The 14,418-nt window shown below is 69.6% G+C and carries 13 protein-coding genes; 8 read left to right on the top strand and 5 right to left on the bottom strand.

All coding sequences use genetic code 11. From position 1 onward, the window contains the following. Positions 1 to 381, top strand: a 381-nt coding sequence (locus GTY47_RS32005) for an ATP-binding protein (RefSeq protein ID WP_010045877.1), incomplete at its 5' end; no start/stop codon positions are given. Positions 382 to 483: 102 nt separating this feature from the next. Here GTY47_RS32005 and GTY47_RS32000 read toward each other — a convergent pair. Further along, positions 484 to 2,781, bottom strand: coding sequence for a transglycosylase domain-containing protein (locus tag GTY47_RS32000; protein WP_040904048.1), 2,298 nt, complete (start codon positions 2,779 to 2,781; stop codon positions 484 to 486). A 260-nt stretch (positions 2,782 to 3,041) separates the two neighbouring features. Here GTY47_RS32000 and GTY47_RS31995 point away from each other — a divergent pair, with 260 nt between their 5' ends. The 5 genes from GTY47_RS31995 to GTY47_RS31975 all read left to right on the top strand — a co-directional run bounded on the left by GTY47_RS31995 (position 3,042) and on the right by GTY47_RS31975 (position 7,878). Continuing rightward, the gene (locus tag GTY47_RS31995) at positions 3,042 to 3,977 is read left to right on the top strand and encodes an SPFH domain-containing protein (RefSeq protein WP_010045873.1); all 936 of its coding nucleotides are present in this window, start codon (positions 3,042 to 3,044) and stop codon (positions 3,975 to 3,977) included. Further along, the gene (locus tag GTY47_RS31990; protein ID WP_010045871.1) at positions 3,974 to 4,219 is read left to right on the top strand and encodes a hypothetical protein; all 246 of its coding nucleotides are present in this window, start codon (positions 3,974 to 3,976) and stop codon (positions 4,217 to 4,219) included. Before GTY47_RS31995 ends, GTY47_RS31990 begins: the two co-directional genes overlap by 4 nt. A 112-nt stretch (positions 4,220 to 4,331) precedes the next feature. After that, positions 4,332 to 4,856 (top strand): PadR family transcriptional regulator, encoded by a 525-nt coding sequence (locus tag GTY47_RS31985; RefSeq protein WP_010045868.1) that lies wholly within the window; start codon positions 4,332 to 4,334, stop codon positions 4,854 to 4,856. Next, complete coding sequence (locus tag GTY47_RS31980) at positions 4,853 to 5,542, top strand: ABC transporter ATP-binding protein (RefSeq protein ID WP_010045865.1); 690 nt, start codon at positions 4,853 to 4,855, stop codon at positions 5,540 to 5,542. Before GTY47_RS31985 ends, GTY47_RS31980 begins: the two co-directional genes overlap by 4 nt. After that, positions 5,539 to 7,878, top strand: coding sequence for an FtsX-like permease family protein (locus GTY47_RS31975; protein ID WP_029181588.1), 2,340 nt, complete (start codon positions 5,539 to 5,541; stop codon positions 7,876 to 7,878). Before GTY47_RS31980 ends, GTY47_RS31975 begins: the two co-directional genes overlap by 4 nt. Before the next feature lie 22 nt (positions 7,879 to 7,900). Here GTY47_RS31975 and GTY47_RS31970 read toward each other — a convergent pair whose 3' ends face one another. After that, the gene (locus GTY47_RS31970; protein ID WP_029181587.1) at positions 7,901 to 8,851 is read right to left on the bottom strand and encodes a LysR substrate-binding domain-containing protein; all 951 of its coding nucleotides are present in this window, start codon (positions 8,849 to 8,851) and stop codon (positions 7,901 to 7,903) included. 133 nt (positions 8,852 to 8,984) lie between these two features. Here GTY47_RS31970 and GTY47_RS31965 point away from each other — a divergent pair, with 133 nt between their 5' ends. Both GTY47_RS31965 and GTY47_RS31960 read left to right on the top strand, forming a co-directional pair. Further along, complete coding sequence (locus tag GTY47_RS31965) at positions 8,985 to 9,539, top strand: peroxiredoxin (RefSeq protein ID WP_010045859.1); 555 nt, start codon at positions 8,985 to 8,987, stop codon at positions 9,537 to 9,539. Between the two features lie 6 nt (positions 9,540 to 9,545). Continuing rightward, positions 9,546 to 10,079, top strand: a complete 534-nt coding sequence (locus GTY47_RS31960; protein ID WP_010045858.1) for an alkyl hydroperoxide reductase — start codon at positions 9,546 to 9,548, stop codon at positions 10,077 to 10,079. Between the two features lie 74 nt (positions 10,080 to 10,153). Here GTY47_RS31960 and GTY47_RS31955 read toward each other — a convergent pair whose 3' ends face one another. The 3 genes from GTY47_RS31955 to GTY47_RS31945 form a co-directional block, all read right to left on the bottom strand. Further along, positions 10,154 to 11,470, bottom strand: coding sequence for an AI-2E family transporter (locus tag GTY47_RS31955; protein WP_029181586.1), 1,317 nt, complete (start codon positions 11,468 to 11,470; stop codon positions 10,154 to 10,156). A 137-nt stretch (positions 11,471 to 11,607) separates the two neighbouring features. Next, entirely contained in the window at positions 11,608 to 12,315 is a 708-nt protein-coding gene (locus tag GTY47_RS31950) for a transglycosylase SLT domain-containing protein (protein WP_078602946.1), read from the bottom strand. Positions 12,316 to 12,715: 400 nt separating this feature from the next. Further along, positions 12,716 to 14,041, bottom strand: a complete 1,326-nt coding sequence (locus tag GTY47_RS31945) for a PhoH family protein (protein ID WP_010045852.1) — start codon at positions 14,039 to 14,041, stop codon at positions 12,716 to 12,718. Between the last annotated feature and the right edge of the window lie 377 nt (positions 14,042 to 14,418).

The raw sequence follows: 14,418 nt of genomic DNA, 5'->3' as shown, positions 1-14,418 counted from the left end.
GGCATCGCGCCCAGCGATGTGGCGTACTGGTTCCTGGAGCCGGAGGACGCCGCCCCCGGGCGGGCCCGCCGGCTGGCCCGGCGCGCGCTGTCGCGCTGGGGCCTGGAGGAACTCAGCGACTCGGTCGAGCTGCTGGTCAGCGAGGTCGTGACGAACGCCGTGCGGTACGCCACCCGGCCGGTCACGCTCCGGCTGCTGCGGACGGATGTCCTGCGGTGCGAAGTGGGCGACGACGTCCCGCAGTTGCCGCGCCTGCGGCAGGCGCGCGCCACCGACGAGGGCGGACGCGGGCTGTACCTGGTGAACCGGCTGGCCCGGCGCTGGGGCGCGACCCGGCTCAGCACGGGCAAGGTCGTCTGGTTCGAGCTCAACCGCAGCTGAGACGCCGTACCGACAAGCGGCTGACGCGCCGCTGCGAAACGCCGAAGGGCGCCCGGTGCTCGCCGGGCGCCCTTCGGCGTCTGCTGGTCTTCTCCTGGCCGTCTACTCTTCGCCGCCCGGCTTCGGCTTGACCGGGTCGAACGGGCCACCGCCGCCGTCGGCCGGTGGTGTCGTCTCCGGGGCCGTCGGCGGAGTGAAGGTGGGCGGTGTCGTCGTCGGAGTCGGCGGCGGCGAGCTGCTCGGTTCCTGAGTCGTCGGCGGCGGTGACGACGACGGTGCCTCGGTCGTCGGCTCCTGCGTGGGCTCCTGGGTCGGCGACTGGGTCACCGTCGGCGTCACCGTCGGCTGGACGGCCGCGCCCTGCTGGGTCTCCAGGTCGAACTTGCTGACGTCGCCCATCACGCCGAAGGTGTACGCCGCCCAGATCTCCGCCGGGAAGCCACCGCCGTTGACCCGGGGCTGGCCGCCCGCCTTGTACATCGGGACCTGGGCGTGGGTCTTGGCGTCCTCGCCGAACAGGCCGACGGAGGTGACCAGGTTCGGCGTGTAGCCGGTGAACCAGGCCGACTTGTTGTTGTCGGACGTACCCGTCTTGCCCGCGACCTGCTGGCCGTCGCGCTCGGGGTTGTTCCGTACGGACACCTGGGCGGTGCCGTCGTCGACCACGCCGGTCAGCACCGAGGTCACCGAGTCGGCGGCCTCGCGGCTGACGGCCTGGCCGCCGACCGGGTCGGGCATGGTGACCGTCTTGTTCAGGTGCTCCGCCGACTTCACGAGGGCCGGGGTGACCTTCTTGCCGTGGTTGGCGAGGGTGGCGTAGACACCCGCCATCTCCATGGGGCTCGCGCCCATGCTGCCCAGGGTCTGGGCGGGCACGGCCTCCATGTTCTTGGTGTCCATGCCGAGTTTGCCGGCGACGTCGACCACGTCGGTCATGCCGACGTCGACGCCCATCTGCGCGAAGACGGAGTTGACGGACTTGTTCATCGCCGTCTGGACGGTGATCTTCCCGTAGTTCCTGTCGTCCTCGTTCTCGGGGGCGAAGCCGACCTTGGTGCCGTTGTCCACGACCTGGCGCTTGCTCGTGCCGTCGTAGATCGTGTTCGCCGTGATCGGCTTGCCGTCCTGCGTCTTCGCCTGCTCCTCCAGGGCCGCGGCGAGGATGACCGGCTTGAACGTGGAGGCGGGCTGGTAGTCGGAGCGGGTGGCGTTGTTGGTGTAGTGCTCGAAGTAGTTCACGCCGCCGTACATCGCGACCACGGCGCCCGTCTTGGGGTTCACGGACGCGGCACCGGCCTGGACGTCCCCGTCGACCTTGCGCTTCTCGGGGTCGAGCTTGCTGGTCAGCTGCTGCTTGACGGACTTCTCCAGCGCCGCCTGCTTCTTCTTGTCGATGTTGAGCGTGACGGTCCAGCCGCCGGCACTGACCATCGCCTCGGCATCCTTGGTGTTGCTCGCGGTGCCCTCGGCGACGAGCTGCTTCTCCAGTGCCGCGTTGGCCGCGTTGACCAGGTAGCCCTTCTGGCCCTCCATGCCGGGGGCGGGCCTGGGCTCCTTCGGCACCGGGAACTTCATGCCGGCGCGCTCGGACCGGCTCAGCCAGCCCTCGTCGACCATGTTGTTCAGGACGTAGTTCCAGCGGGCCTTCACCAACTTCTTACCCGTCGGGGAGGCGACCGCCCAGTCGTACTCGCTGGGGGCCTGGAGCAGCGCGGCGAGGTAGGCGCCCTGCGCGACCGTGAGGTCCTCGGCGTCGGTGCGGTAGTAGGCCTGCGCGGCGGCCTGGATGCCGTAGGCGTTGCGGCCGTAGTAGCTGGTGTTGATGTAGCCGGCGAGGATGTAGTCCTTGGACTTCTCCCGGTCCAGCTTCAGCGAGATGACCAGTTCCTTCAGCTTGCGGGAGACGGTCTGTTCCTGCGACAGGTAGTAGTTCTTGACGTACTGCTGGGTGATCGTCGAACCGCCCTGCGCGCCCCTGCCGGCGAGCGTGTTGAACAGGCCGCGGGCGGTGCCCTTGAGGTCGACGCCGGCGTCCTTGTAGAAGGTCTTGTTCTCGGCCGCGACGAAGGTGAGCCGCACGCCCTTGGGGACCCGGGACAGATCGACGACCTCGCGGTTGACCTTGCCGTCGCGGGCCATGATCGAGCCGTCGCTGTACTTGTAGATGTTGCTCTGCCGCTTGGCGTCGGCGTTCCCCTCGGGGATGCCGATCATCATGTACAGCACGATGAAGGCGCCCATGCCGAGCAGGCACAGGCCGAAGAAGGTGCCGAGCATCTTCTTCCAGGTGAAGAGCCGGCGTATACCGCTCTTCCCGGCCGCGCCCGACGAACGGCGGCGCTTGGGTGCCGCCCGGCGCCCACCGCGCTGTCTGGCGCGTCTTTCTTCCGCTCGTCCCATGGGTCCGATCCGCTCCGCTTCGTTCATGTGTGCTCATGTGTCACACAGGTCGCCGCTCAGGTCAGCTCAGAAAGCTAACACCGGGAGATAAGAGAGAGGGCTGCCGATCCGGCCCTTTACGGACGTGACAATCAGCACCCATCCCAACGGAACCGACGTTCAAGACACGCGTAGGGTTGCCAGAACCGGGAAAAGTGATATCACTTAGATAGATGGAAGCTAAGCAGGAGCGGCTTCCCTGGAGGAACGGGGGATCACCCATGTCCACACAGCAACCGCAGGTCACCGCCGATGTGCCCGAGATGCCTGCACCCCGCGTGCGGGAATTCACCGCGCACAGCATCGGCGGCGGACTCGCCCTGCTGCTCGGCCTGGTCGGCCTGCTGGCCGGCGCCGGGCTGATCGCGGTTGCCACGGCGGTCGACGGGGGCGGGGCCAAGGCCGCACTGATCATCGGCGGCATCCTGGTCGCGCTCGCGGCCTTCCTGGCCATGTGCGGGCTGAACATGGTGGCGCCCGGCGAGGCCCGGGTCGTCCAGCTCTTCGGCCGCTACCGCGGGACGATCCGGCAGGACGGCCTGCGCTGGGTGAACCCGCTCACCTCGCGCACCAGGATCTCCACGCGCGTCCGCAACCACGAGACCGCCGTCCTGAAGGTCAACGACGCCTACGGCAACCCGATCGAGCTCGCCGCGGTCGTGGTGTGGCGGGTCGAGGACACCGCCCAGGCCGTCTTCGAGGTGGACGACTACGTCGAGTTCGTCTCCACGCAGACCGAGGCGGCCGTGCGGCACATCGCCATCGAGTACCCCTACGACGCCCACGAGGAGGACGGCCTCTCGCTGCGCGGCAACGCCGAGGAGATCACCGAGAAGCTCGCCGTCGAACTGCACGCGCGCGTGGAGGCGGCCGGGGTGCAGATCATCGAGTCGCGCTTCACCCACCTCGCGTACGCCCCCGAGATCGCCTCCGCGATGCTCCAGCGGCAGCAGGCCGGAGCGGTCGTCGCGGCCCGGCGGCAGATCGTCGACGGGGCGGTGGGCATGGTCGAGGCCGCGATCGCCCGGATCACCGAGCGGGACATCGTGGAGCTGGACTCCGAGCGGAAGGCGACGATGGTCTCCAACCTGATGGTGGTGCTCTGCGGGGACCGCGCCGCGCAGCCGGTCCTCAACACCGGGTCCCTGTACCAGTGACCGTGCCCCCCGAAGGTCCGGGTTCGCGGCGCCGGCCGCAGCAGCAGCGCAAGCAGGTGCTGCTGCGGCTGGACCCGGCGGTGTACGAGGCGCTGGCGCGGTGGGCCGGGGACGAACTGCGGTCGGCCAACGCGCAGATCGAGTTCCTCTTGCGGAAGGCGCTGGCCGAGGCGGGGCGGCTGCCGCGGGAGACGGGGCCGCTGCCCAGGCGGGGACGCCCGCCCCGGGACTCGGAGCAATAGCCTGTTGCGGAACCGTGACAACAGCCCCCGACCTGCGCGGCCACACCGCCCGCCATGAACTGCACACTCGGCGTATACATGCCGCGTATACACCCCGTGTACAGTCCTGCTCATGTCCATCGGTCACACTCTCCTGGGGCTCCTGGAGTCCGGCCCGCGCCACGGTTACGACCTGAAGCGGGCCTTCGACGAGAAGTTCGGTCACGACCGGCCGCTCCACTACGGCCAGGTCTACTCGACGATGTCCCGGCTGCTGAAGAACGGGCTCGTCGAGGTCGACGGCATCGAGGCCGGCGGCGGACCCGAGCGCAAGCGGTACGCGATCACCGAGGCCGGCATCACCGATGTCGAACGGTGGCTCGCGACGCCGGAGAAGCCGGAGCCGTACCTCCAGTCGACCCTCTACACCAAGGTCGTCCTCGCGCTGCTCACCCACCGCGACGCCGCCGACATCCTCGACACGCAGCGCTCGGAACACCTGCGCAGCATGCGGATCCTCACCGACCGCAAGCGCAAGGGCGATCTGGCCGACCAGCTGATCTGCGACCACGCCCTGTTCCACCTGGAGGCGGACCTGCGCTGGCTGGAACTGACCGCGGCCCGACTGGACAAGCTCCGTGAGGCGGTGACCCGGTGACGATTCCCGCTGGTTCGCTGCTCACCGCCCAGGACCTGCGCAAGGCGTACGGGCCGACCACCGCGCTCGACGGTGCCGAGTTCTCCATCCACCCGGGCGAGGTCGTCGCCGTGATGGGTCCGTCCGGGTCGGGCAAGTCGACGCTGCTGCACTGCCTCGCCGGGATCGTGATGCCCGACTCGGGCTCCATCACGTACGACGGGCGTGAGGTGACGGCGATGAGCGACGCCGAGCGCAGTGCGCTGCGACGCTCGGAGTTCGGGTTCGTGTTCCAGTTCGGCCAGCTCGTGCCCGAACTCACCTGTGTGGAGAACGTGGCGCTCCCGCTGCGCCTGAGCGGGTCGTCCCGCAAGGAGGCCGAGCGGACCGCGCTGGCGTGGATGGAGCGGCTGGAGGTCGACGAGCTGCGCAGGAAGCGGCCCGGCGAGGTGTCCGGTGGTCAGGGGCAGCGGGTCGCCGTCGCCCGCGCGCTGGTGACGAACCCGCGTGTGGTGTTCGCCGACGAGCCGACCGGCGCGCTCGACTCCTTCAACGGCGAGCGCGTGATGGAGCTGCTCACGGACGCCGCCCGGTCCGCCAACACGGCCGTGGTGCTCGTCACCCACGAGGCCCGGGTGGCCGCCTACTCCGACCGCGAGATCGTCGTACGCGACGGCAGGTCCCGGGACATGGAGCGCGTCGTATGAGCGCTTCGCAGTGGGGGCGGGACCTTTCCATGGGAGTCCGGTTCGCCTTCGCCGGTGGACGCGAGGGGTGGATCCGGGCGCTGCTGACGGCCGTCGGCGTCGGGCTCGGAGTGGCGCTGCTGCTGCTCACCACCGCCCTCCCGAACGCGCTGGCGGAACGGGAACGGCGTGAGGAGGCGCGCAGCGACCACACCTACAGCCAGCAGGAGATACCGAAGGCCGCGAACACCCTGATCGTCGTGGACGCGGACACCACGTTCCGGGACCAGGACGTGCGCGGCCGGCTGCTGGAGGCGGAGGGCCCGAAGGCCCCGCTGCCGCCGGGGGTCCCGGCGTTCCCGGCGGCGGGCGAGATGGTCGTCTCCCCCGCGCTGAAGGAGCTGCTCGACTCCGACGACGGCACACTGCTGCGGGAGCGGCTGGACTACCGCATCGCGGGCACCATCGGCGAGCAGGGGCTCGTCGGCTCCCGGGAACTCTCCTACTACGCGGGTGGCGAGGGGCTCGCGGAACGGCTCGAGGGCTCCGCCAGCGGGGCCCGGATCGACCGCTTCGGCAGTGACGGCCCAGGATCGTCCGACCCCTGGGACCCGGTGCTGCTCCTGCTGGTCCTCGTCGTCTTCGTGGTGCTGCTGATGCCGGTCGCCGTGTTCATCGCCGCGGCCGTGCGCTTCGGCGGCGAGCGGCGCGACCGCCGGCTCGCGGCGCTGCGGCTGGTCGGCTCGGACAGCCGGATGACCCGGCGGATCGCCGCCGGCGAGGCGCTCGCCGGCTCGGTGCTGGGGCTCGTCCTCGGCACCGGGTTCTTCCTGCTCGGACGGCAACTGGCCGCGTCCGTCGAGGTGTTCCGCGTCAGCGTGTTCCCGAGTTATCTGAACCCCTCTCCCCTGCTGGCCGTGCTGGTCGCAGTGGCAGTGCCGGCGGCCGCGGTCCTGGTGACGATCCTCGCCCTGCGGGGGGTGGTCATCGAGCCGCTCGGCGTGGTGCGCACGGCCAAGCCCGCGCGGCGCAGGCTGTGGTGGCGCCTGTTGCTGCCGCTGGGCGGGCTGGCGATGCTCTTCCCGATGATCGGGCAGGGCGACGACGGCGGGAACTTCAACCAATACCTGGTCGTCGGCGGCGTGATGCTCCTCCTGATCGGTGTCACGGCGCTGCTGCCGTGGGTCGTGGAGACGGTCGTCGCTCGGCTCGGCTCGGGCGGCATCGCCTGGCAACTGGCCGTGCGCAGGCTTCAGTTGAGCAGTGGTGTGGCAGCCCGGATGGTCAACGGCATCGCGGTGGCGGTGGCCGGGGCGATCGCCCTGCAGATGCTGTTCGCCGGGGTGGAGGGCAACTACACCAGAGCGTCGCAGTACGACGTCTCCCGGGCCCAGATGAGCGTGGACGTGCCGGACGGCGCCGACCCCGCGTCCACCGTCGCGAAGTACCGCGACACCGAAGGCGTGCGCAAGGTCACCGCACTGTCCGATGTCCATCTCGGCGATCGTCGCGGTGAGGCGGAGTCCATCATCCAGATCACCGTGGCCGACTGCGCGTCGCTGCGCGAGGTGGCCACGCTCCCCTCCTGCCGTGACGGTGACGTGTTCGCGGTCAAGGGCTCGGAGTACGGCAGCGAGAGCGACCACCTGACCGAGCCCGGCACGACCCTGTGGGCCGACCCGGGCGACACGCCCCGCTCCGACGACCGCTGGGTCTCCTGGACCGTGCCGCAGGACATCCGGCAGGCCCGGCCCCGCGAGGACCCCGCCGGGTACGAGCGCGGCGGCATCCTGATCACCCCCGGCGCGCTGCCCGAGAAGCTCGGGGCGGTCACCTCCGCCCGGCTCTTCCTGAGCCTGGACCCCTCGATGCCGGACGCCTACGATCACGTGCGCAACACGGCCGCTCGGCTCGACCCGACGGTCCAGCCCATGACCTGGCACAGCACCGAGAGCAACGAACGGTACGCCACCATCCGCAGCGGCCTGTCCGTCGGCGCGGCCTGCGTGCTCGCGCTGATCGGGGCGAGCCTGCTGGTCTCGCAGCTGGAGCAGTTGCGCGAACGCCGCAAGCTGCTGTCGGCCCTGGTCGCCTTCGGCACCCGGCGCCGCACCCTCGGCCTGTCGGTGCTGTGGCAGACGGCGATCCCGATCGGGCTGGGCCTGCTGCTCGCCGCGGCGGTGGGCATGGCCCTCGGCGCGGTACTGCTGCGCATGACCAGCACATCGGTCCGGGTGGACTGGCCGAGTGTGCTGTCGATGACCGGCATCGGCGCGGGCGTCGTCCTCGTGGTGACGCTGCTGAGCCTGCCGCCGCTGCTGAAGCTGATGCGGCCGGACGGGCTGAGGACGGAGTAAGGCCCCAGAGGGGGCAGCGACCTCAGGCGTCCCGGTCCAGCACCCGTACGGGCAACGGCCGCAGGGCCTCCCGCAGCGCCGCCGCCAGTTCCTCGTACTCCGCGCCGCGCGCGGCCCCTGCCCGCATCGCCAGAGCGACCCTGCGGGTGGGGGCCGGGTCGGTGAAGTACCCGGTGAGGAGCTGGTTGCTGCGGGAGATCTCGACCTTGAGGGCGGTGCGCGGCAGCAGCGTGACGCCGAGCCCGCCCGCGACGAGCTGCACCAGTGTGGACAGCCCGGCGGCGGTCGTGGTCACCGGCGCGTCCTCGCGGCCGGCCTCCCGGCAGATGTCGAGTGCCTGGTCGCGCAGGCAGTGCCCCTCGTCCAGCAGCAGCAGGTTCAGCTCGCGCAGCGCCTCGCGCGCAATGCCCTCGCGTCCGCCGAGCGGGTGGTCGAGGGGGGTGACGAGCACGAAGTCCTCGTCGAACAGCGGCAGTTCGGCGACACCCGGCACGCCCAGCGGGACGGCGAGCAGCAGCAGGTCGAGCCGCCCGCTGGTGAGGCCGTCGAGCAGGCTGGCGGTCTGTTCCTCGTGCACCTGGAGGTCGAGGTGCGGATACCGTTCGTGGACGAGCCGCAGCACGGTGGGCAGCAGATACGGCGCCACGGTCGGGATGACCCCCAGCCGCAGCACGCCGGTGAACGGGGCCCGGACCGCCTCGGCCTCCTCCATGAGGGCACCCACCTCGGCCAGGACCGCCTTGGCCCGTACGGCGATCCGCTCGCCCTCGGGTGAGAGCAGCACCTTGCGCGTCGTACGCTCGAGGAGCGTCACTCCGAGTGTCTCCTCCAGGGCCGAGACGGCGCCCGAGAGGGCGGGCTGGCTCATGCCGATGGCCCCCGCGGCGTCCCGGAAGTGCAGGTACTCGGCGACGGCTGCGAAGGCCCGCAGCTGGGCGAGGCTGGGCTGCCTGCGCTTATTACCCACAGTCACTAATAACTACCTCCGATCAACCCGACCGAGTGTAGCTATTTCCGTAATCAATCAGCCCTGTGCCAACATCAATAACGTCCAACCCATGGGAAACACCCGCAATCCGGGTGTTTCTTCGCTGCAAGGAGAGCGTGTGCTCACTGTCGGTGACAAGTTCCCCGAGTTCGATCTGACCGCCTGCGTCTCGCTGGAGAAGGGCAAGGAGTTCCAGCAGATCAACCACAAGACCTACGAGGGTCAGTGGAAGGTCATCTTCGCGTGGCCCAAGGACTTCACCTTCGTGTGCCCGACCGAGATCGCCGCCTTCGGCAAGCTGAACGACGAGTTCGCCGACCGCGACGCCCAGGTCCTCGGCTTCTCCGGCGACTCCGAGTTCGTCCACCACGCCTGGCGCAAGGACCACGACGACCTGCGTGACCTGCCGTTCCCGATGATGGCCGACTCCAAGCACGAGCTGATGCGCGACCTCGGCATCGAGGACGAGGACGGCTTCGCCAAGCGCGCGGTGTTCATCGTGGACCAGAACAACGAGATCCAGTTCTCGATGGTGACCGCGGGTTCGGTCGGCCGTAACCCGAAGGAGGTCCTGCGGGTCCTGGACGCCCTCCAGACGGACGAGCTGTGCCCCTGCAACTGGTCGAAGGGCGACGAGACCCTCGACCCGGTCGCGCTGCTCGCCGGAGAGTGATCTGACATGTCCCTCGACGCACTCAAGTCCGCCATACCGGACTACGCCAAGGACCTGAAGCTCAACCTGGGCTCGGTCATCGGCAACTCGGACCTGCCGGCCCAGCAGCTGTGGGGCACGGTGCTGGCGACCGCGATCGCCTCGCGCTCCCCGATCGTGCTGCGCGAGCTGGAGCCGGAGGCGAAGGCCAACCTGTCGCCCGAGGCCTACACGGCGGCGAAGGCCGCGGCCGCGGTGATGGCGATGAACAACGTCTTCTACCGCACCCGGCACCTCCTTACGGACCACGAGTACGGCAACCTGCGCGCGGGCCTGCGGATGAACGTCATCGGCAACCCGGGCGTCGACAAGGTCGACTTCGAGCTGTGGTCCTTCGCGGTCTCCGCCATCAACGGCTGCGGCATGTGCCTCGACTCCCACGAGCAGGTCCTGCGCAAGGCCGGCCTCGACCGCGAGGTCATCCAGGAGGCGTTCAAGATCGCCTCCGTCATCCAGGCGGTCGGCGTCACGCTGGACGCCGAGGCGGTCCTGGCCGAGTAATCCCCGGCTGTACGACCCGTATCACAGGGCCCCTGCCCACCTGACCGGTGGGCAGGGGCCCTGTCCGTTTCTCGCTACTCCGACGGCGCCTCGGAGGTGCCGGGCCGATCCACCGCCCCCACCGCTGTCGCACCCCGCGGGCGGACCGAATGCCGCAACGCCGACTTGCGCGAGTACGCCCGCAGATACCCGGCGACCGTGTTCGTCACGGCAACCAACGGCACGGCCACCACCGCACCCCCGATCCCGGCGACCATCCCCCCGCACGCCACGGACAGCACCACGGCCAGCGGATGCACCCGCACCGCCCGCCCCAGGATGAACGGCTGCAGGATGTGGCCCTCGATCTGCTGCACCGCCAGCACCACCACCAGCGTCATGACAGCCGTGAACACCCCCTGGGTGACCAGCGCGACCACCACCGCCAGCGCCCCGGACACCACCGCACCCACCAGCGGGATGAACGCGAACAGGAAGATGAACACCGCCAGGGGCACGGCCATCGGCACGTCGAGGAAGTAGATCCCCAGCCCGATGAAGATCGCGTCGATCAGCGCGACGATCACTGTGCCCCGCACATACGCCGTCAGCGTCCGCCACGCCGCCGGCCCGGCCCCGGCCACCCCCGGCCGCGCCGCCGCCGGCACCAGCTTCAGCGTCCACTCCCAGATCCGCTTGCCGTCGTAGAGCAGGAACAGCGTCGAGAAGACCGCCAGCAGAATCCCCGTCAGCGACTCGACGACGACCGTCACGCCCTCCAGCCCCGCCGAGGTGATCTGGTCGGTGTTCGCCCCGACCGCCTCCCGCAGGTTCTTGGCGATCTCGTTGATCTGCTTGTCCGTGACGTGGAAGGGGCTGTTCAGCAGCCAGTTCCGCAACTCGTCGATGCCGTCCTGGATCTGGCCCGAGAGATCGTCGATGTTCTCCATGACCTGCCAGGTCACGAACCAGCCGATCAGCCCCATGACGACGAAGCCGAGGATCGCGGTCAGCGCCGTGGCCGGCCCGCGTGGCACCCCCAGCCGCCGCAGCCGCGCCACGGTCGGCTGGAGGATCGCGGTGATGAGCAGTGCGCTCACGAACGCCAGCACCACCAGCTGGACGGCGCTGATGATCCGCATCAGCACCCAGAGCGTGCCGGCGAGGACGAGCAGCCGCCAGCCGGCCTCCGCCGCGACCCGCATCCCCCACGGCACGGCCAGCGCGGGATCGGGCCGGGCGGGTACGTCGGGGGCGTAGTCCGGGGGCGGCGGCACGTGTTCGTCGGACGATGTCCGGGACTCGGTCTCGTCCCGCTCCCGTTCGGCCTCGGCGCGGCGCTCGTTCCACCGCTCGCTCATCTCGGTCAGTCCGGCACCGAGCCGGCCGAGCCACCCTGGCACTCGCGACATGATCCGTCCTTTTCCCCCGTCTCTCCGCACCACTCCCCCCTGGAGTCGTCCGTCAAGACCGTACATGGCGCGAGCCCCTCACCGTACGACGGTGAGGGGCTCGCGCTGAGGATGGCTGCGGTTGAAGGGCCGCGGGCTCAGTACCAGTTGTTAGCCTGCCAGAACGACCAGGCGTCACACGGGCTGCCGTAGCGGTCGTTCATGTAGTTCAGGCCCCACTTGATCTGGGTGGCCGGGTTGGTCCGCCAGTCGGCACCGACGGACGACATCTTGGAACCGGGCAGCGCCTGGAACATGCCGTAGGCCCCGGAGGAGGGGTTGACCGCCTTGTAGTTCCAGTCGGACTCGTGGTCCACGATGTTGCTGAAGCACTGGAACTGACCGGCCGGCACCAACTGCCGCGCCATCGCCTGGATCTGCGCGATGGTGTAGGAGGTCGCGACGGGGAAGTCGGAGATGTCCTTGGAACGGCTGGCCGCTTCCTTGGCCTCCGCGCGCTCCTTGGCTGCCTTGGCAGCCTTCTCGGCGGCTTCCTTCTTGGCGATGGCCGTCTCGGCGGCAGCCTTGCGGGCGGCCTCCTCGGCGTCCTTCTTCGCGCTCGCGTCGGCGGCGATGGCCTGGGCGTCGGCCTGCTGCGTCAGCGACGCGGTCTGCACCTGGGCCTGCTGGCCCGCGGGAATGTCCGCGAGCAGCGTGGTGCCGCTTGCCGTCGCTTCGGCGTCGTTGTTCTGCGCGGTGCTGCCAGAGGCAACGCCGACGACGCTTCCGACAGCGGTGACCGCCGTGGCCGAAGCCACTGCGAATCCCCGGACCGAGATCCGGCTCACACGGTTTCCTTCCAGCATCGCCCGCTTCGGTGACCCTCGCGGACGCAATCGTGCCCCTGGCACTGGCCTCCCCAACTGCGGGGTCACGGGAGGCACGGGCCCGGTGGGCAACTCCCTCACGGGAGTGCCGCGTGGTGCTCGGGCGGCATACGACATCGCTATGCAGTTGACGCTGTGCTTCTAGTGGTGCCGTACCGCTGGGGGTACAGGTGTGTCGTATGCGGGGCCTGACAGGAGTGAGACTCTGCCGCAACACGACGGGGCAAGGCAATTCCGAGTTGCGTGTGAAAGCTCACATCCCGTTTGACGCGGGAGATTCACAGAAAAGGCCACACGCGAAGGCGCCGCCCGGCTAGGCTCTTCGCCTTTCCGGTCGGCGCCAACTACTGCGTAACCACCCCTGTTTGGGGCGGGACGGTCAGATCTGCCCGTCTTCGAGCATTTCGGTCACAAGAGCGGCGATCTGCGACCTCTCGGACCGGTTCAGGGTCACATGAGCGAAAAGCGGATGACCCTTCAGCTTCTCGACGACGGCGACGACTCCGTCGTACCGGCCGACCCTCAGGTTGTCCCGCTGCGCCACGTCATGGGTGAGAACCACCCGTGAATTGGCTCCGATACGGGACAGAACGGTAAGAAGTACGTTCCGTTCCAGCGACTGGGCCTCGTCGACGATCACGAACGCGTCGTGCAGCGAGCGGCCGCGGATGTGGGTGAGCGGCAGCACCTCCAGCATCCCGCGGGCGGTGACCTCCTCGATGACCTCCCGGCTGGTGACCGCCGACAGTGTGTCGAACACCGCCTGCGCCCAGGGGCTCATCTTCTCCGCCTCGGTGCCGGGCAGATAGCCGAGCTCCTGCCCGCCCACCGCGTACAGCGGCCGGAAGACCATCACCTTCTGGTGCTGACGGCGCTCCAGCACCGCCTCCAGACCCGCGCACAGCGCCAGCGCCGACTTGCCGGTGCCGGCCCGGCCGCCCATCGAGACGATCCCGACGTCCGGGTCGAGCAGCAGGTCCAGCGCGATCCGCTGCTCGGCGCTGCGGCCCTTGATGCCGAACGCCTCACGATCCCCGCGTACGACACGGACGTTGCCCTCGGCCGTGACCCGCCCGAGCGCCTTGCCGCGCTCCGACTGGATCATCAGGCCCGTGTGGACCGGCAGGTCGGCGGCCTCGGGGACGTAGACGTGCCCCTCCTCGAAGAGGATGTCCACCTGCTCGCCGGTCAGGGTCAGTTCGGACATGCCGGTCCAGCCGGAGGAGTCCGTGATGGCGAGTTCCGCACGGTACTCCTCGGCGAGGAGCCCGACGGAGGACGCCTTGATCCTGAGCGGGAGGTCCTTCGACACGACGGTGACGTCGAACCCCTCGGCCTGGAGATTGCGGGCGACCGCGAGGATGCGGGAGTCGTTGTCCCCCAGGCGGTAGCCGCTGGGCAGCACGCTGGGGTCCGAGTGATTGAGCTCGACACGGACGGTTCCGCCGAGGTCCCCGGTCGGGATGGGGGCATCGAGGCGGCCGTACCGCACCCGGTAGTCGTCGAGCAGGCGCAGGGCCTGCCGGGCGAAGTAGCCGAGTTCGGGATGGTTCCGCTTGGCCTCCAGTTCCGTCACCACGACGATGGGCAGCACGACCTCGTGCTCGTCGAAGCGGCTCAGGGCGTTCGGGTCGGCCAGCAGGACGCTGGTGTCGAGAACATAGGTGCGCCGGTCGGGCTTGTGGCGCTTTGTGCTGGTCACCACGGAAGGACGTACCCCCTCGGATGAGGTCGGGGAGCGACGGAGCGGAGCTGGACCGGTCGTCGGCCGCCCTGCACGGGCCGAGAACCGGCCCTCCGCCTCTTCGTCCGTGCTGTGACCGCACGATCGGGCTGGTGCAAAGGGCCTCCCGGGCGGACGGCCCCGTGCCGTCCGCTGAGATCCGACACCCGGGGTTCGGGCGTCGACCTGACTGGCTTATGCCCTCGAACGGGCGTCACCATGCCACGGCATATGACGGCGGGCCGGTGAACTCCGTGTTACGTGCGCCTTCGGGAGGGGTACCGGGGGGGGGTTGCGACCTGCGGTGTCCCGTGCGGTTGTGCGGTGACCCGTGCGGGTGATGCGTGGTGTCCGGCGGC

This window comes from Streptomyces sp. SID5464 (assembly GCF_009862985.1).
Taxonomy (GTDB): domain Bacteria; phylum Actinomycetota; class Actinomycetes; order Streptomycetales; family Streptomycetaceae; genus Streptomyces; species Streptomyces chartreusis_D.
The sequence above is the reverse complement of the archived record's forward strand: the minus strand, read 5'-3'. Positions and strand labels throughout refer to the sequence as shown.

Coding starts and splice junctions, on each gene's coding strand:
- GTY47_RS31960 (WP_010045858.1), top strand. CDS start 9,546: ATGTCCCTCGACGCACTCAAGTCCGCCATACCGGACTACGCCAAGGAC.
- GTY47_RS32000 (WP_040904048.1), bottom strand. CDS start 2,781: ATGGGACGAGCGGAAGAAAGACGCGCCAGACAGCGCGGTGGGCGCCGG.
- GTY47_RS31955 (WP_029181586.1), bottom strand. CDS start 11,470: ATGTCGCGAGTGCCAGGGTGGCTCGGCCGGCTCGGTGCCGGACTGACC.
- GTY47_RS31975 (WP_029181588.1), top strand. CDS start 5,539: ATGAGCGCTTCGCAGTGGGGGCGGGACCTTTCCATGGGAGTCCGGTTC.
- GTY47_RS31985 (WP_010045868.1), top strand. CDS start 4,332: ATGTCCATCGGTCACACTCTCCTGGGGCTCCTGGAGTCCGGCCCGCGC.
- GTY47_RS31950 (WP_078602946.1), bottom strand. CDS start 12,315: ATGCTGGAAGGAAACCGTGTGAGCCGGATCTCGGTCCGGGGATTCGCA.
- GTY47_RS31995 (WP_010045873.1), top strand. CDS start 3,042: ATGTCCACACAGCAACCGCAGGTCACCGCCGATGTGCCCGAGATGCCT.